Source organism: Deltaproteobacteria bacterium (assembly GCA_016874735.1).
Taxonomy (GTDB): Bacteria; Bdellovibrionota_B; Oligoflexia; order Oligoflexales; family CAIYRB01; genus CAIYRB01.
Window position 1 is genome coordinate 37,798 of the sequence record VGTI01000002.1, and the last position, 18,627, is coordinate 56,424.

12 protein-coding genes and 1 tRNA gene are annotated in these 18,627 nt (G+C 51.8%); 6 read left to right on the forward strand and 7 right to left on the reverse strand.

Annotated elements, in window-relative coordinates; genetic code table 11:
* The 6 genes from FJ146_01730 to FJ146_01755 are packed head-to-tail and all read left to right on the forward strand — an operon-like array spanning nt 1 to nt 8,276.
* A complete protein-coding gene (locus FJ146_01730) occupies nt 1–912 on the forward strand; it encodes an amino acid--[acyl-carrier-protein] ligase (protein MBM4250675.1) in 912 nt (303 codons plus the stop codon).
* Complete coding sequence (locus FJ146_01735; protein ID MBM4250676.1) at nt 909–1,892, forward strand: DUF1839 family protein; 984 nt, start codon at nt 909–911, stop codon at nt 1,890–1,892. Before FJ146_01730 ends, FJ146_01735 begins: the two co-directional genes overlap by 4 nt.
* The gene (locus FJ146_01740) at nt 1,889–4,414 is read left to right on the forward strand and encodes a glycoside hydrolase family 2 protein (GenBank protein MBM4250677.1); all 2,526 of its coding nucleotides are present in this window, start codon (nt 1,889–1,891) and stop codon (nt 4,412–4,414) included. Before FJ146_01735 ends, FJ146_01740 begins: the two co-directional genes overlap by 4 nt.
* Before the next feature lie 7 nt (nt 4,415–4,421).
* Nucleotides 4,422–6,248, forward strand: a complete 1,827-nt coding sequence (locus tag FJ146_01745) for an alpha/beta fold hydrolase (protein MBM4250678.1) — start codon at nt 4,422–4,424, stop codon at nt 6,246–6,248.
* A 4-nt stretch (nt 6,249–6,252) separates the two neighbouring features.
* Nucleotides 6,253–6,660: a GNAT family N-acetyltransferase gene (locus FJ146_01750; protein ID MBM4250679.1), complete on the forward strand. Its 408-nt coding sequence runs from the start codon at nt 6,253–6,255 to the stop codon at nt 6,658–6,660.
* A complete protein-coding gene (locus FJ146_01755; GenBank protein MBM4250680.1) occupies nt 6,657–8,276 on the forward strand; it encodes a hypothetical protein in 1,620 nt (539 codons plus the stop codon). The genes FJ146_01750 and FJ146_01755 overlap by 4 nt, the downstream gene beginning before the upstream one ends.
* Here FJ146_01755 and FJ146_01760 read toward each other — a convergent pair.
* From FJ146_01760 to rpoC, 7 genes are all read right to left on the reverse strand, one after another.
* Nucleotides 8,273–9,757 carry a hypothetical protein gene (locus tag FJ146_01760; protein ID MBM4250681.1) on the reverse strand — a complete coding sequence of 495 codons (1,485 nt, stop codon included), beginning with the start codon at nt 9,755–9,757 and terminating at the stop codon, nt 8,273–8,275. The two genes, FJ146_01755 and FJ146_01760, sit on opposite strands and share 4 nt — an antisense overlap.
* A gap of 14 nt (nt 9,758–9,771) precedes the next feature.
* Nucleotides 9,772–10,980 (reverse strand): glycosyltransferase, encoded by a 1,209-nt coding sequence (locus FJ146_01765; GenBank protein ID MBM4250682.1) that lies wholly within the window; start codon nt 10,978–10,980, stop codon nt 9,772–9,774.
* A gap of 121 nt (nt 10,981–11,101) precedes the next feature.
* Nucleotides 11,102–11,178, reverse strand: a tRNA-Val gene (locus FJ146_01770).
* A 65-nt stretch (nt 11,179–11,243) separates the two neighbouring features.
* Nucleotides 11,244–13,343 (reverse strand): elongation factor G, encoded by a 2,100-nt coding sequence (gene fusA / locus FJ146_01775; GenBank protein ID MBM4250683.1) that lies wholly within the window; start codon nt 13,341–13,343, stop codon nt 11,244–11,246.
* Between the two features lie 99 nt (nt 13,344–13,442).
* The gene (gene rpsG, locus FJ146_01780) at nt 13,443–13,931 is read right to left on the reverse strand and encodes a 30S ribosomal protein S7 (GenBank protein MBM4250684.1); all 489 of its coding nucleotides are present in this window, start codon (nt 13,929–13,931) and stop codon (nt 13,443–13,445) included.
* A 16-nt stretch (nt 13,932–13,947) separates the two neighbouring features.
* Nucleotides 13,948–14,322 carry a 30S ribosomal protein S12 gene (locus FJ146_01785; protein ID MBM4250685.1) on the reverse strand — a complete coding sequence of 125 codons (375 nt, stop codon included), beginning with the start codon at nt 14,320–14,322 and terminating at the stop codon, nt 13,948–13,950.
* Between the two features lie 149 nt (nt 14,323–14,471).
* Nucleotides 14,472–18,620 carry a DNA-directed RNA polymerase subunit beta' gene (rpoC, locus tag FJ146_01790; GenBank protein ID MBM4250686.1) on the reverse strand — a complete coding sequence of 1,383 codons (4,149 nt, stop codon included), beginning with the start codon at nt 18,618–18,620 and terminating at the stop codon, nt 14,472–14,474.
* Nucleotides 18,621–18,627 lie beyond the last annotated feature (7 nt).

The window sequence follows — 18,627 nt, forward strand, 5'->3', positions numbered from 1 at the left end:
ATGTCACAGGCATTCACAGCTAAGGGTCTATTTGATGCGCTCGTGCAAGCTGGTCATATTATTCCAGTTGGCGTCAAGGGAGTGTTTGGACGCGGACCTGTGTTCGAAGATGTACTCGACCGGTTCGAACGCCTGGTCAGCAGGATCGCTGCTCCAGATCGCGCACGCAAGATGCATTTTCCACCGTGCATCGATCGGCAGGTCTTAGAGAAAAGTTTGTTTCTAGAATCATTCCCTCACCTAGGCGGAACGGTATTCAGCTTCACTGGCGACGATGCCGGGCATCGAGAGTTAAACTCCAGGATAGCACAAGGAAAACCATGGTCTGATCTCCAGACTATGACGGACGTTTGCCTTACACCGGCAGCCTGTTATCCCGTCTATCCCACCTACACTGGAACGCTACCGAAAGACGGGGCGCTGGTGGATTTGGTGGGATGGGCTTTTAGACATGAGCCATCAGACGAGCCCACTCGGATGATGGCATTTCGTGTGCGTGAATTTATCCGTCTTGGCCCTAGTGATGTCGTTGTGCCTTGGCGCGATCTCTGGCTGCAACGCGGGCTAGAATTACTGCTTTCACTGGGGTTACCTGCCAAGGCAGAGGTCGCTGCTGATCCTTTTTTTGGTCGCGGAGGACGCATGCTCGCGGCCAATCAGAAGGAACAAAAGCTTAAATTTGAAGTCGTAGTCCCCGTCATTTCTCAGGAAAAGCCCACTGCCGTATGTTCGTTTAATTACCATCAGGACAAATTTGGCAGCACCTTCGGTATCAAGACTGTCGACGGTCAAATCGCTGAGACTGCATGCCTTGGGTTTGGACTAGAGCGCGTAGTGATGGCCCTATTTAGGACTCATGGCATGAGTCCTGGCGCCTGGCCGAAATCTGTGCGCGAGGTTCTCTGGACATGAAAATTTCCTGCATTGGTCCTATCGACGCGACTACCTATCAGCAACATTCTTTGCATCGGAGCGAGAAATCCTGGCCCGAAACAAACTGCTACATCGATGTATGGATCGAGATTATTCACGCCCTGAATTTAGATCCGACGGCGATGCTTCCCATGGTATTTGCGATCGACTTCGAGGGCGATCAATGGACTTTCTATAAACCACCTCACGAAGATCTTCATCAGCTGTATGGTATCGACATACAGGAACTCAATGTCTGGAATTCATTGTTGGATCATTGTATTGGGCAAATACAGCGTCGCCGTCTCGTCCTCATTGAAACCGATGCCTACTTCTTACCTGACACCGCCGGCACCGATTACCGTACCAAACACACAAAGACCACGATAGGCATCCAGTCTATCGACTTAGTTGGCAAGGTCATGGGTTACTTTCACAATGCTTCCTACTACGAACTCCGCGATGAAGATTTCGTCAAGACATTTCGCCTAGATCAACCGAATGATTCAAACCATATGCCATTTCTCGCCGAGTTTGCCCGAATTGACAGGCTCTCTGGACTGACCTCAAAGGAACTAGCCGCCTGCTCTCGCCAGCTTCTATGTAAACATTACGCCCGTCGTCCGCTGGCAAATCCGCTAGTAGCATTTGCAACTCGTTACGAGAGTGATGTGCAATGGTTGAAAGCAGCCGGTTTGGCAACTTTTCATAGCTATGCTTTCGCCACTCTGAGACAAATAGGTTCCGCGTTCGAACTCGGAGGATACTATCTCCGGTGGCTAGGCGCACAAGGTCAGCTCAATTGCGGTAACATGCCAGAGCAATGTGAGGCCCTATCACAAGCAGCTAAATCACTCATGCTGAAATCAGCACGCGCTGTCAATACAGGCAAATCTTCTGATTTTAGTGGTCTGCTTGGTGACATGGCGGCCTCTTGGGACGCGATCATGTGCACTTTAGGTCACGAGCTCAATGCATGACGGTAACTACACCTAATGATTTTGACTTTGTGCAACATCTAAACGATGGGTGGGAATACACATGGGTAACGCCTAGTGTCGTCACGAATCCCAACCAATTACTAGAATTGTCACCCGTGTGGCACAAAGCTATTGTGCCCGGCACTGTCGCGGGATCCGAGAGAGCTAGCGGGATTTTCAATTATGGTGCGACACGGTATGATGAGCATGAATATTGGTACCGTTGCCGCGTAAGACTCCCTGAGGGCGATCGCGTCCAATTTAACTTCGCCGGCCTCGCTACCATCGCTGAAGTCTTTTGGAACGACACTGTCATCTTAGCCTCCGACAACATGTTTCTGCCGCAGACCGTCGATGCAACACCGTTGGTCAAAGATGGCACTCTCTATATCCGATTCCGTGCTGTCGATGAAGCTTTGGAGCGGAAGCTACCACGTCCCAAATGGCGCACACGCCTTGTCGAAAACCAGCAATTGAGGTGGATTCGCAGGACCCTCCTAGGCCGAATCCCAGGATGGTCACCACCCACACCGCCTACCGGACCATGGCGTGGCATTTCGATTACAGCAAATATGTCCGTAGCCCACGAAATCATCGAGGCAAAGCAATTTTTCAATCCAAGTCAGGGCCATATAGTTTTGACAATCAGACTGCAGTTATTGCTACTTCGTCAAGGACGTTTGGATCAAGCGTACCTCGCCATTGATGATAGATCCTATGCTATGACCGTTTCGGATCTCAAAGATCATAGCTATGAATTATCTTGCTCCATTGTCATCCAGTCACAGGATTTCTGGTGGCCGCACACGCACGGTGAGCCCAAATTATTTCAGCTCCGTGTGACTTATAACTATAACGGCAATCCACGCGCGCTGGACATTGGCACGACCGGATTTCGCCATTTGGAAGTCGATCAACGCGAGGGTAACTTTCGCGTTATATTAAACGGCGAACCAATCTACTGCCGCGGTGCTTGTTGGACTCCGATTGATCCGATCAACTACGCAAGTGATAAAAAAACCATGCAAATCATGCTCGGAGCCGCCAAAGATGCGGGCATGAATATGCTCCGATTGGTTGGATCAATGGTGTACGAGACTCCTGACTTTTATCAGGAGTGCGATCGCTTAGGCATACTCATCTGGCAAGATTTCATGTTTTCAAATTTAGATTATCCATTCCAGGACGATACCTTTCGCAGTAGCGCTGCGAGTGAGGTCACAACTTTTCTAAATATGACCACTCTTAGCCCTTGCATTACTATCCTCTGCGGCAACAGTGATATCGAGCAGCAAACAGCGATGCTAGGCCTGCCACGCGCTATGTGGCGCCCCTCCTTCTTTGCCCGTGAGCTACCCGCTCTGGTAAAAACCATTAGACCCGATGCAATCTATGTCCCGTCGAGTCCGTCCGGTGGCGATTTGCCTTTTGAGACCGACCAATCCATCTCTCATTACTACGGAGTCGGAGCTTATCTACGTCCTCTCATGGATGCACGACTAGCCTCGGTTAAGTTTGCAGCTGAATGCCTCGGCTTTGCCAACGTCCCGGATGCTACGACCATCGATTCGTGGCTTAAGCACGGTGAGACTCCCCCAACTCATCCTAGGTGGAAGGAAAGAGTACCTCGTGATAGTGGCGCCAGCTGGGACTTTGATGATGTCCGAGACCATTATTTAAAGCTGCTGTTCGGTGTTGACCCGCTACATCTACGCTACGCAAATCTAGATCGGTACCTATTCCTGAGTCGTATCACTTCGGGCGAGGTCATGCTCCGAACGATTCAGGAATGGCGCCGCGTGGGATCTAGTTGCTCGGGATCTATTGTTTGGTGGCTAAAGGACCTTTGGCCCGGTCCTGGCTGGGGAGTCATTGACGCCAACTGCAGACCCAAAGCCGCCTATCACTTCCTGCGGCGAGCCATGGCGCCAATCACCATATTTTTCATTGACGAAGGCCTAAACGGACTAGATCTTCACGTCATTAACGAATCACCAGAGCAAGTCACCGGCGAACTCGCAATCGAATTTCTCAATGCAGACAGTGTCAGTGTAGGCCGTTATACCTCTAATCTAACCTGCGAGGGACGCTCTAGCCTCAAGCTTCGCGGTGCTGCGATAACTGACCACTTCAATGATGCGAGCTATGCATACCGTTTCGGCCCCCCGGCCCATAACGTCGTAAGGGCCACCTGGAAGGAATCTACCTCCCAACATTTGATAGCGGAATGCTTTCATTTTCCGGCAGGCTACGATTTACCAAAAGCGTCTCATTTAGACCTTACGTACACCCTACAAAAAGTCGATGACCGTCATTGGCACATGCACCTAATGGCGCAAAGTTTTATCCAGTATCTGCATCTAGAATTACCTCATTGTAAAGTGTCCGATAACGACTTTCATCTCTACCCGAACTCACCCCGAGTCATTCAACTGGAATTGGATCAAGATCAATCTGCGGTGGAAGGTCAAATCTCGTCATTGAACGCAACACATTCATTGACTATCCGCCCTAATAGCTAAGAGACCCATGCACTCATCAACGATCATCAATGAACGTGATCCGTCGAAAAACCAATACGCGGCCGACTTTGAGCGCGCCTTCGGTCGTCCAACCTGGTTTGGGCCCAGTGATAGTCCACTTTTTGGCTGGCATCACATGGCAAGTGAGCCTCAAAGATCTGTGGCGGCAGTTATCTGCGCTCCCTTTGGCCACGAGTATATGGTCGTGCACAGATCGTTGAGAAAACTGGGCGCACTGATGGCATCTCATGGATTTCACACACTGCGGTTTGACTATCACGGCACCGGGGATTCAACTGGCCTTGCTAGCGACCCAGGACGACTGGAAGCCTGGATCCAGAGTACCTGCCATGCAGTTACCGAGGTTCGTCGGGCATCACGTTGCGACCAGGTGATGCTCATAGGGCTGCGCTTAGGAGCAACGATTGCGGCACTGGCGTCTAAACGCTGTCGGGTTGACGGCCTAATCATGCTAAGCCCAGTGATCAACGGTCGTAAATATACACGAGAGCTAGTTGCCTTTGCCGGCATGAAGAATGTAGCGACTGATAACAGCGGTCACACCGTAATTTCGGAGGTAGTCGGTTACCCCCTAACGGATGAAACTAAACATGAACTGTCAAAGATTGACTTGTCTTATCCCGGATCGTGTCGCGTTAATCAATGTCTACTTGTATCGCGAGCGGATCTTCCAAGCTCTGAGAATAAACTAGCCGCTTCACTCACTGCAGACGGAGTTACCACTAAAACTATCGAGGATTCCGGATTCGCATCACTGCTCACAGATGACGCCTACGATGCCCAGGTGCCAGAAGAACTCTGGACAAAGGTGGCATCGTGGGCGTGCGGAACCTACCCAGATTTTCAGACAGCCCTTCCTATAACCCCGACCGCCATGACGAGCAAAGTGACATTTGTTTCTCAAGGTCAGGAGATCTCTGAGCGCGTCTTTGTGCTCCATGGAGTGACGGCGATCTTAACCACCGCTATCACCGAACCTGATCACAATTTGCCTACCATTTTGATTTCGAACACTGGTGCCAACCATCGCGTGGGCAATCATCGTCTCTGCGTTACTATGGCAAGGACTTGGTGTGCTCTAGGATTTCGCGTGATTCGTTACGATCGTCCCGGCACAGGAGACAGTCTTAATCCACCTGGTAGCAGCGAAAACGATATCTATGCCACAAGTGGTGTCGGAGCACTAGTCAGCCTCATGAACTTCTGTGAACAAGATCATGGCGCCCCTAGTTTCATACTCGCAGGCTTATGCTCCGGGGCATACTTTTCTTATCAAACAGCTCTTTTAGACCGGCGCGCTCAAGGGCTACTGATGATCAATCCTCTAACTTATCATTGGCGAGAGGGAGACTCTGTCGCTAGACCCGAGCGTCGATCGACTTATAAATCAACGAGATTTTATCTTGCCGCAGCCACTAGACCCTCTACGTGGCGGCGACTTTTGCGACGAGAGATTGATTTTGGCGGCATTGCTTCAACCTTAGGTAGTCGAGTTCTCCAACGCGCGACGCATCAGTGGCGTGCTAGCCTCGCCTGGGCTTTAAGACATGAACCGTCGGTATCGCCTATCGGCCAGAGCTTTCTTGATCTCGAAGGAAGAGGTGTAACCATCTTCATGATCTTTGACGCAGCTGAAGGTGGCATCGATTTGATGGAAGAACACATGCACAAGAATGCTGGTCTGATGCGCCAGAGGCCCCTATTCCGCCTTGAAATCATTCCAGGGGCTGATCACACTTTTACACCACTATGGTCTCAATCTCACCTGGTAACCATGATCGCAGATCACCTGCACCATCGCTTTGGCAGATAAATCTATGAACATCACCTACAAATCAAATAGCTCGATAGACTTGTCAGAAGTCATAGCTCTCTACAAGGCCTCGACCCTGGGACTGCGACGACCTGTTGATGATCGACAGTGCATGCAACAGATGATGCGTCACGCAAATTTAATCGTCTCAGCCTGGGACGGGACTAAACTTGTCGGCCTTGCCCGAAGTCTCAGTGATTTTGCTTTTTGCACCTATCTCTCAGATCTAGCTGTTGACGTGGCTTACCAACATAAAGGCATCGGCAAAGAACTCATCCGTCAGACACAAAGCCTAGGTGGCAAGGCTACAATCTACCTATTCTCAGCACCGGCAGCAGTCGCGTATTACCCGAAGATTGGATTTAATCGAGGTGACGGATTTATTCTGCGTGCTGACGAGACGATACCATGAACAAGTATCGTACTTGGTGGCGCGTACTCGGGAAGCGTAGCTTGCAGCTTGCCTCTTTGTGGAGCCTTGCTAGCGGTACGGGTCTCTGTCGCACTTTTGACATCCAACTTGGGTTGCCTGAAAAATTCGATCATGCCATCAGTCCCCTTATTTACGGACTCGGAACCTACATGGGTGAAGCCCATACTGCTAGCAGTATCTGGTCACTACGGCCCACCTACCTGCGCTTCGGCGGCAATATGGCCGAAGTGTTCAATTGGCAACTGGATACTTGGAACACCGGATCCGACTGGTACTTCACAAATTTTAAGGCAGAGAAACCTGGTCTGCTCGCGCGCTTTATGAGCGAAAATCAGTTGCATGGGGTAGCCTCAGCTGTGGTGATACCTACGATGGGGTGGGTAGCCAAGGATGCACACTCGGGAAGCTTCCCCGAGACTGTCTATGGCAAGCAGGTCGATAGTCGTAACGGCTTTGGAAACGGTATCAGGGCGAATAACGGCGAGAAGATTATCGCCGATCCAAACCGTGCTCTCACGCCCGTAACATCGTCATGGACGACAAATCTCGTAAGCTTCCTCAAGACTCGATTTGGGAATCTCCCGCACCGTTACATTATCGGTAACGAACCCATGCTGTGGCACGAAACTCATCGTGACGCTCATCCGACACCCGCTACTTACGATGAGGTGCTGACAAAGTTTTTGGCAACTGCGACCGCAGTAAGAAAATCTGATCCAGCCGCAGTCATCATCGGTCCCGCGCTTTGGGGCTTTCTCGCAATACAACAATCCGCATTCGACGAACGCGGATCATGGAGCCAGTTCCGTAAATTCACAGATCGTGACAGGCACGGTGGGAAGCCTTTTCTTGAATGGTTTTTAGCAGCTGTGAAACGTGAAGAGCAAAGTAGTGGGATGAAGCTACTGGATGTAGTCGACGTCCATTTCTACCCAGCCAACGAAGAGATAAGGCAACAACCCTCAACCAATGAGGCGATTCGTAAAAAGAGGATACGCTCGGTACGGTCGCTTTGGGATCGAAGCTACCAGGATGAATCTTGGATTAATGACAAAATCTACTTCATACCCCGACTAAAGGAGCTCATCGACCATATTAGCCCTGGCTTGAAACTTGCGATCGGTGAATATAATTTTGGCGCCGAAGACGATATAAGCGGTGCAATTGCCTTGGCCGAGACTCTAGGAGTCTTCGCTCGCGAAGGCCTTTGGGCTGCCAACTACTGGACTATTCCCAAAGAAAATTCCCCCGCCTACTTCGCATTCAAAATATTTCGCAACTACGACGGACTTGGTGCATCCTTTGCCCCTATTTACGTCGCAAAATCCAGCTTGATAAATGATGAAGTTGCAGTATTCACAGCATTTGATCCAGACCGCCGGCTCTATACTTTGGCGGTGCTGAACAAGTCGTTGACGGACGATTGCCAAATCCGCCTCGTCACCACCTCTAAAAAGTCATCGCCAACAATTCGCCACTTCTCCTATACAGAACAGTACCCGCAAGGGATCCGCGAGAATAGCGTTGCGACAGCTAAGTCCGGACTTATCACAGTCCCCAAACTTAGCGTTAACATGATCGAAATGCGGCTCTAATCGGAGTGGGCTTTGATGTCGGCAAGCTTACTCACAATAATGCCATAGACAGGTGTAATCCCAACCACGACGATGCGCCAGCCAACAGCGATCTGTTGAATTACATCGAAGTATATTCCTGCCAACAGACACGGTGCGGCACTGGCGAGGATCATCTTTGCGACACGCGAAAAATCAATTGCGACTGGAAAGATATGCTGTATCGCAACAACGACAAAAAGCTCCGCAACTACAGTAGCTAGGGCAGATCCGGCGGCGGCACCACCCTCACCCCAAAGTTTCATACAAAATGGAGCGAGCTGTAAATTGAGACCAATGTTAAGTAGCAAACTAAAGCCAGTGACTACGACAAATTTGCGCCCGTCACTAATGATATTCAGACACGAACCAAGTAGCACGTTGAGATAGGTCAAACTCAGTACGGGAGCAAGATAACAGATAGCTCTGTAGCTTGCACGATACTCACTGCCAAAAATCGTATCCGCAATCATGTCGGGGAGTATCATAAGGCCCAAGGTAAGGGGCATCGAAAGGACCACGAGTAAACGCACAGCATGCTTTACAAGTCGGGTAAACTGCTCTTTACTCTGGTGCCAGGCTTTAGATAAGGCTGGTTGCAGACCGGCCTGCATCACGGGTACTAGCAAAAGTGCCATTCCTTTCAACCGATCGGCTGCCCCAAAGTAGGCGACTTCGGAATTACCGGCTATAAAGTTCAGCATCGTCGTATTGACGTTACCGTAAATCTCGACCATCGCACCTACGGCAAAAAACGGCAGCGACTGTGTGACTATTTGACGCAGCAGGACGATGTCAAATCTCCCACTAAGATATCCCAGGCGCTTGGACCGCCAAACTAAGAAGCTTACGCCAAGTAGCTCTGAAGTTGCGTAGGCGGTTGCAAGTACGACCACCGAAGTCCTGAGCCATAGACAGCCAAAAATCATGAAGATGAGTGCAATTCTGACCGCCATCTCCTGCCTAGCCATTTGTGCTGAGTCACCGATTGCCACATAGCTTCGCCGCAGTATAGCGCGTTGGAGACTCGCACAGCCGTTAAACACGCCCATAGCAGCACAGCAATAAAGCGCATCGAGTTCGGCTCCGGTGAACCACAGGGCCACGAGCATGATCAGCCAAATGCATACGCCCCACAGCGCCGTAGCAGGTAAAAGCGTCGGTAGAATTCGGCTAATTTTTCCATGATTTAAAGGTATCTCGCGCACTATGTAAGCCGTAACGCCAAGGGGCAGCACAGTAAAAAACATGGCGCTAAATGACTCTGCAAAGTACAGCACTCCCAGAGCATCGCGACCAATAGCGCGGGGAAGTATCAGCCGAATCACTAAACCCATCGCCATGGAAAAAAGGGCCGCCAACCCTAAATGCGACATCGTTTTAATCGCCTGCGTTCCCAGGTCAACTTCATGCCCTGAGTTTGGCGTTTGTACACCTACAGCGGTGGGAGGCGGTTCAGACATATTCTTACCTTATATTACCTTCGCTCCGTTCGTACCCACCGACGCGGAGCACGTCCAAGTGCAATGACGGTACGCCACAAGGCGTAATAGGGGAGCTGAACCAATGCCGTGAGTGTCGCCCAGGGCAGGCCGAACCTGAGAAACGGGCTGAGAACGTAGACTCCCAAAAACAAACCATAGCTGGCTAGCAGGATTGCGTTAGCTATACGACTAAGACTCGCAACACCAAAACCGCTAGCAACAAATGCCATCACACTCACCAGATACCACGCTACGATCGTCGTGAATGATGGCATTGTGAGATCAATGGCCCAGAGAATTTTTCTGGTTTTAGGAGCATTTGCCTGCAGTATCGGTTTTCTTAGTTGAGCCCAAAGGCCGTGACGACCCTTTTCCCAGCGCCTCCGCTGACTCACCGATACCCGCCCGGATATAGGCATTTCGGCGCGGAATATAGCAGTTGGAATAAACTGAACGCTTTCGCCTGCTAAACGTAACCGCCAACTAAACTCGAGATCTTCAGCCAGGCCACCCGCCTGCCACGGGACTCTTTCCAGTGCCTCGCGGCTAAAGCACATGCCATTGCCGCGGAGATGAGCGCTCCCTGTAATGAATTGGGTTCCGATCTGGAATGTGCCATTGAACAAAGCGAAGCCGAAGGCCATTAGTTTGGTCCGCCAGCTCTCCATTTCGTTAGCAACGACATCAAGTCCCTGTATCCAGCGCCCTCCGCCTAGGAGCGGGGCTTGTAGTGCGCGCAAGGCCTGAGGGTCGACTAACGTATCGGCATCGACAACCACAACCGCCTGCACCGCGGTAAACTTTTGGTCCCCAAGGATACGCGGTAAAACATCTGCGAGAGCATGGCCCTTACTGCGACGTTTTTCATCGCGTCGCTCTAAGACAAAAACCCCAGCAGATCTGGCAATCATCGCCGTGTCATCGTCGCAATTATCGGCAACGACAATGATCTGTAGTCTATCGGCGGGATACTCGACCCGCTGCAAAGACGCGATGGTGCGACCAATGGAAAGCCCCTCATTGTGAGCCGGGATGACAACAGCAAATGTCACAGCAGCCTGCTTGGACTCGATTTCTGGTTGAGGTCTGCGGCGCCCCAGAGTGATAAACCCAGAAATACCCAGGAAAAGAATATAAGGACTCATCGCCACAAGAACGGCAATGCTCACCAAGTTTAGCCAGCTTACTGAGTAAAATTCCAAGTTTGTTCAGGCCCTTCGCGCGATGATCCCAAAAAGAACATCGGTGCATGCCTGATAAAATTGAGGGCGGTCTAATTTATCGCAGTGATTTCAGTCGATTATTCAGGAATTGAGAGGAGGATGGTACGGGTACGCCGACTTGAACGGCGGACCTCTACGATGTCAACGTAGCGCTCTAACCAACTGAGCTATACCCGCATAAAATCCATCTCGGACATCGAATAATGCCGAGACGAGTTTTTTACCGATGAGTGAGGCGTCTGTCAAGAAGAGTAACCGCCCGTGATACGTTCAAGCGTCTGTTTAGAAACTGGATCGTAGTGCGAGAAACGCATGGTATAGGTCGCACGTCCTTGAGAAATTGAGCGTAGCTGCGTCGAATATCCAAACATCTCCGCTAGCGGCGCTGACGCCTCGACGACCTGTAAATGACCACGAACGGTAACGTTGTTCACGCGTGCATGACGACTATTGAGGTCAGTGATGATGTTTGACAGATAATTATCAGGTACCAACACTTCGATAGCCATAACCGGCTCTAAAAGGCGCGGCTGAGCCTTACGCAGTGCCGCGCGCAGAGCGGATGCCGCGGCAATTTTGAAGGCAATTTCGTCGGAGACGTTTTCCTGATAGATGCCGCCTTTCAACACCGCTTTGACCCCAATGACTGGGAATCCTGCGATAGGGCCCGCCTGCATGCTCTCCTCAAGCCCCATACGGACGCCCTTAACGAACGCTGCTGGGACCTCGTGAGCCGGAGCTTTATTTTCGAACAAGAGCCCCCCCTGGGCTGCTTCGCCCTCAAGCGCGCTAACCTCAATCCGCACACCGGCATATTGATGAAGTCCAGCAGTCTCGCGCTCAAAAACTTCCTCGGCATTAGCGTGACCAGCGATAGACTCCCGGTACGATACCTGCGGCGCACCCACATTGGCATCGACGCGAAACTCCCGCTTGAGGCGATCAACTATGATCTCCAGATGAAGTTCGCCCATGCCGCTTATCAAGGTCTGCGCCGTTTCGGCATCCTGAGACACGCGGAATGTTGGATCCTCAACCGCCAAGCGCTCAAGTGACTTGGAAAGTTTATCACTGTCGGCAGCGCTTTTTGGCTCAATGGCGACCGCAATCACGGGTGCAGGGAACTGTACCGATTCGTAACGTATCGGTGCTTTCTGTTCACAAATGGTATCCCCTGTAGCAACCATTTTTAGGCCAGCTAGCGCTACGATCTCGCCTGCACTGGCCTGCTGCACCTCTTCCCTTTGGTTGGCGTGCATTGTCAGAATCTTGGCGACACGCTCGCGCTTGTGCGTTCTAGCGTTGTAGACGGTAGTTCCAACCTCAATGGTGCCTGAGTATATGCGAGCATAGGCTAACTGACCGACAAATGGATCACTGACGATCTTAAAAACCAATCCAGACATTGGCTCGTCCGGAGTGCGTTTACGACTGATCGCCAATTCCTTGTCATCGGCTGACAGGCCCTCCACGTCAGGCAAATCAAGCGGCGACGGCAGTAGAGCTACGACCGCATCAAGCAGTGGCTGAATACCCTTATTCTTGAAAGCAGATCCCCCAAATACTGGCACAAATTTGAAGCCAATGGTTGCGCGTCGCGCTGCAGCCCAAAGCTCCGCTTCGCTAATCTCGGCTCCCTCAAGATACTTTTCGGTTAGGGCTTCATCCGTACCTGCAATGGTCTCAATGAGCTGCTCCCGAGCCAATTCAACATCGTCCACCATATCCGGGGGAACGGGGATCACGTCGTACTTCTGCCCCTTACTGTCATCCTCCTCGCCCCACACCATGGCCTTACGACTGATAAGGTCAACCAATCCGGCAAAGTTTTCCTCACGTCCGATCGGCAATTGGAAAATCAGCGGATTTGCCGCGAGACGCTCTCTAATCGAATCAACACTCGCTTGGAAGTCGGCGCCAACACGATCTAACTTATTGATAAATGCGATCCGCGCGACTTGGTACTTATTGGCCTGACGCCAAACGGTCTCTGACTGCGGTTCAACACCGTGGACGCCGTCGAATACCGCGACGGCACCGTCAAGCACACGCAGAGAACGTTCCACTTCCACAGTGAAATCCACGTGACCCGGAGTATCAATGATGTTGATACGATGATTCTTCCAGTAGCACGTGATAGCGGCGGAAGTAATGGTGATCCCGCGCTCCTGCTCCTGAATCATCCAGTCCATCGTGGCACTGCCCTCGTGAACCTCCCCGATCTTGTGGATCTTGCCCGTATAATACAAGATCCGCTCGGTGGTCGTCGTTTTGCCGGCATCAATGTGGGCCATGATGCCAATGTTACGAAATGCAGCCAAATCTGTTTTCTTCGGAGCCATCACCACCATCCCATTAAGACAGGATCTTACCAATTCCGCAAAATACACAAAAGCAAAGGGGCGGCTATAAAGGCCGCCCCTACACAAACTAAACTAGAATCACCAACGGTAGTGCGCGAACGCTTTGTTGGCATCGGCCATCTTGTGTACGTCTTCACGACGCTTGATGGTAGCACCACGCTTGTTGGCGGCATCGAGCAACTCACTAGCCAGACGCTCACCCATGCTGCGACCAGGACGGCCACGGGAGAACTCGATCAGCCAACGAATTGCCAGCGCTTGACGACGCTCTGGCCGTACCTCGACTGGCACCTGGTAGTTGGAACCACCAACCCGACGAGACTTAACTTCGACGAGAGGCCGCGCATTCTCAACGGCTGCGCGGAAGACATCGACTCCATTCTTGTAAGGAGCAATAGCCTGATTGCCCTTGCCATCAAGAATGTCGATCGCGCCGTAGAATGCCTTCTCTGCGGCGGACTTTTTGCCGTGCTTCATCATGCAATTGACGAACTTGGCGACTAAAACATCTTTATACTTCGGATCCGGGAGGATCTCGCGTTTCGGAATTTCGCGGCGACGTGCCATTTATACTATCTCCCTGTTATGCCTTCGGACGTTTAGCGCCGTATTTGCTGCGGCTCTGCTTACGGTTGGCGACACCACTGGTGTCAAGAGTACCCCTGATGATGTGGTAACGCACACCTGGCAAGTCCTTAACCCGACCACCGCGTACCATAACAACGCTGTGCTCTTGTAAGTTGTGACCTTCACCACCGATGTATGAAGTTACTTCGATGCCATTAGTAAGACGAACCCGAGCCACTTTCCGTAGAGCGGAGTTTGGCTTCTTGGGGGTCGTGGTGTAGACGCGCACGCAAACACCGCGACGCATAGGGCTACCGGTGAGAGCAGGCGACTTACTCTTAATCTTGAGCTTGCTGCGCCCTTTTTTGATGATCTGGCCAATTGTAGGCATGTAATCCAACCTTTTTCTAATCAAATCAGCATGTTACCGCTAGTTCCGAGATTCACTGGATGTTCGCGGCAAGTATAGCTACCAGAAGGGGCCGCACCTGGCAACCCCAAAACCTTACAGACACACACTCTTCGCATCACAATTGCACATTACTGAGCAGCTGACTGCTCTAGCGGTGCAGTGCCGGCCGGAAGACGACGGCTGGTACCCACCTCTGCCTTCAGATCCCGGTACACTTTTGCCCCGGTACCCGCAGGAATGAGACGTCCCATGATGACGTTTTCCTTTAGCCCGCGCAGGAAGTCGACTTTGCTGTTGATCGAAGCTTCGGTCAACACTTTGGTAGTTTCCTGGAACGAAGCGGCGGAAATGAAGCTCTCCGTGGACAGCGACGCCTTCGTAATACCTAGCAACAGTGACTCGGCTGTGGCTTCCGCCTTACCTTGCTCACGCATGGTGGCGTTGACATCAATGAGTTCATGACGATCAACCTGCTCGCCAGGTAAGAACTTGGTATCACCCGGATCCGCGATCTTCACGCGGCGGACCATCTGACGGACGATCACTTCGATGTGCTTATCGTTAATCTCTACGCCTTGCAGACGGTACACTTCCTGGATGTTATCAACTAAGAACTTAGCCAAAGCAACCCTACCAAGGACTTCCAAAATCTCGTGTGGGTTGACCTGACCGTCAACTAGAAGCTCGCCCTTCCGGACGTAGTCACCGTCGGTGACGACAACGTGTTTGCCCTTGGGAATCAGATACTCTTTGAAATCACCAGCATCATCCGTCAAGACCAACTTGCGTTTACCCTTGGTGTCGTTACCAAAGCTAATGTGTCCATCACGGTCGGCCATGATCGCAAGGTCCTTAGGTTTCCGAGCTTCGAAGAGCTCAGCAACTCGCGGTAGACCACCGGTAATATCCTTGGTCTTCGTTGTCTCGCGTGGGATCTTCGCCAGAATGTCACCCGGGTGAACAACGGAGTGGTCTGCTTGCACCACAATAGCACCGGCAGGCAGGTTGTAGACAGCATCCTTCTTGGTGGAAACCTTCACGGTCGTGCCGCTGTCATCGACGATCTCAAGACGTGGCTTGAGGTCTCCACTGCGGAATTCCGTGACCACCCGCTGCGTTTGGAAAGTAACTTCGTCAACGCGCTCTTCGAGAGAGGTACCCTCACGAAGATCGGTAAAGCGAACGCTACCGGCCACTTCCGCAATGATTGGTACGGTAAACGGATCCCAAACTGCTAGCTTGTCACCAGCAGCTACGCGGTCCCCGTCTTTAACGGACAGGGTGGAGCCGTAAATAATAGGATATTTCTCTTTGACGGCGCCATCATCACCGACGACCTGGATCTCACCTTGTCGCGTGAGCACCACCAGATGGCCTTCACGATTTGTGACGCAACGCAGATCGACGAACTTCACAGTACCTGAGAAGCGACTCGCTTGCGCACTGGTCTCAACTGTATGGCTTACAGCACCACCGAAGTGGAAGGTACGCATGGTTAGCTGCGTACCTGGTTCACCAATGGACTGTGCAGCGATTACACCAACCGCCTCACCCACGTTCACTAAATGACCAGTAGCTAGGTCACGACCGTAGCACTTGGCACACGCCCCAACGCGGCTTTCGCAGGTCAAGGTCGAACGGACCCGCACGGACTCCACGCCCGCTTTGTCGATCGCTTCCGCCAATGCTTCGTTGATCAACTCGCTCTTGCGGACGAGAACTTGACCGTCGCTTGGACGACGGATTTCCTCGAGGGTCACCCGGCCTAAAGACCGCTTACCAAGAGACTCCTTAATGTCGTTACCCTCACGTAGCGGCACCAACATCAAGCCTTCTTCCGTCTTACAGTCATACTCGGAGATGATTGCATCCTGAGCAACGTCCACGAGACGGCGCGTCAGATATCCTGACGAAGCGGTTTTCAATGCGGTATCGGCTAGACCCTTACGAGCACCGTGAGTCGAGGTAAAGTACTCGAGAACCGATAGACCCTCACGGAAGTTCGAAGTAATCGGCGTCTCGATGATCTCACCTGATGGCTTAGCCATCAAACCGCGCATACCTGCGAGCTGCCGAATCTGCTGCGCCGAGCCCCGTGCACCGGAGTCAGCCATCATGTAAATCGAGTTGTTACTTGGTACGCGCTGCTCGGCACCCTTGTGGTCAGTGCGCGACATGGTAGAGATATTCTTAAACATCTCTCCGGCGATACCTTCGGTCACTTTCGCCCAGATATCGATAACTTTGTTGTAGCGCTCGCCCTCGGTCAAGAGACCTTCGGAGTACTGCTCCTTGATCTTTTTGACTTCTTCGTAGGCCTCATCGAGCAATTTCTGCTTGATTTGAGGAACAACCATGTCGCCGATCGCAATCGACAGACCTGCCTTAGTCGAGTAGCGGTAACCGGTAGCACGCAGTGCGTCAGCAACCAGCACGGTCCGCTTAGGACCACAACGGCGGAAAGTTTCGTTGACGAGCCGTGCAAGCTCTTTCTTACCAAGTGGCTTGTTGATCATGTCGAACGGAATCTCGTCCGGCAAAATCTCTGCCAACAGCGCCCTGCCGACTGTAGTGGTCACACGGCTTCCACGCAAACGGACCGAGATAGGTGCTTGCAGGCCGACGGCGTCATGATCATAAGCAGCACGAACTTCCTCAACGCTACCAAAGATCTTACCTGCGCCTGGTGCACCAATGTCCTCACGCGTCAGGTAGTAAATACCTAATACGATATCCTGCGTCGGAACAATGACGGGGTTACCGGATGCTGGCGACAAAATGTTATTGGTCGACATCATCAGCACTCGTGCTTCCAGCTGCGCCTCAACGGACAGCGGAATGTGCACAGCCATCTGGTCACCGTCAAAGTCAGCATTGAATGCAAAGCAGACCAACGGGTGTAGCTGAATCGCCTTACCTTCGATGAGTACCGGCTCGAAAGCCTGAATACCAAGCCTGTGAAGGGTTGGTGCACGGTTCAGTAGTACCGGGTGCTCCTTGGTCACTTCCTCAAGAGAATCCCAGACCTCTGGTCGTTCTTTCTCTACCAGCTTCTTTGCGCTCTTAATCGTCGATACGATGCCGTGTTCTTCGAGTTTGTTATACAGAAATGGCTTGAAGAGCTCGATCGCCATCTTCTTCGGCAGACCACACTGATGCAGCCTCAGATCGGGACCAACCACGATTACGGAACGACCTGAGTAGTCTACACGTTTACCGAGTAAGTTTTGGCGGAAACGGCCTTGCTTACCTTTGAGCATATCGGAAAGGGAACGCAGCGGGCGCTTGTTAGGACCGGTGAACACCTTACCACGGCGACCGTTATCAAAGAGAGCGTCAACTGCTTCCTGCAGCATTCGCTTCTCGTTCCGAATGATGATCTCGGGAGCGTTCAACTCAATCAAGCGCAGCAATCGGTTGTTCCGATTGATCACGCGACGGTACAGGTCGTTTAAATCGGAGGTCGCGAAACGTCCCCCGTCCAGTGGTACTAAAGGACGAAGATCAGGCGGCAATACTGGGATTACCGAAAGCATCATCCACTGAGGCTTCGCCAAAAAGTTGCCAGTAGCATCTTGTTGGTTGAAGGCCTCGACTACCTTCAGGCGTTTCTGCAGCTTTTTGCGTGTGGCCTCTGCTTTGCAGTCACGCAGGTCGCGTCGTAGATCCTCAGCCAGATCTTCGATCCGCACTTGGGACAGTAGCTCGAGAATCGCCTCTGCACCAACACCGACTCGGAAAGCCCCGTTCCCGTGATCGATGAGAGCAACTTCATAGTCCTCCTCCGACAACACCTGACCCGGCTTGAGCTTGGTTACATCACTGTTACCCGGATCCAGAACCACGTAGGATTCGCTGTAAAGGATACGCTCGACGTCCTTCAGTGTAATGTCAAGCATCGCTCCGATACGTGAAGGCAAAGACTTCAAAAACCAGATGTGAGCTACAGGCGTAGCCAAGTTTATGTGACCGAGACGCTCGCGCCGTACCTTCGAGTGGATAACTTCCACGCCGCACTTGTCGCAGACGATACCGCGGTGCTTCATGCGTTTGTACTTGCCGCAAATACACTCGAAATCCCGAACGGGTCCAAAAATCTTGGCACAGAACAGGCCGTCACGCTCTGGTTTGAACGTACGGTAGTTGATTGTCTCCGGCTTTTTCACTTCACCGTACGACCAGCTCCGAATCTTCTCTGGTGAGGCAAGCGAGATCTTAATAGCATTAAAGCTAAGTGGATCGGTCGGCTTATCGAAAAAATTAAGTAAGTCTTTCAAATCACGA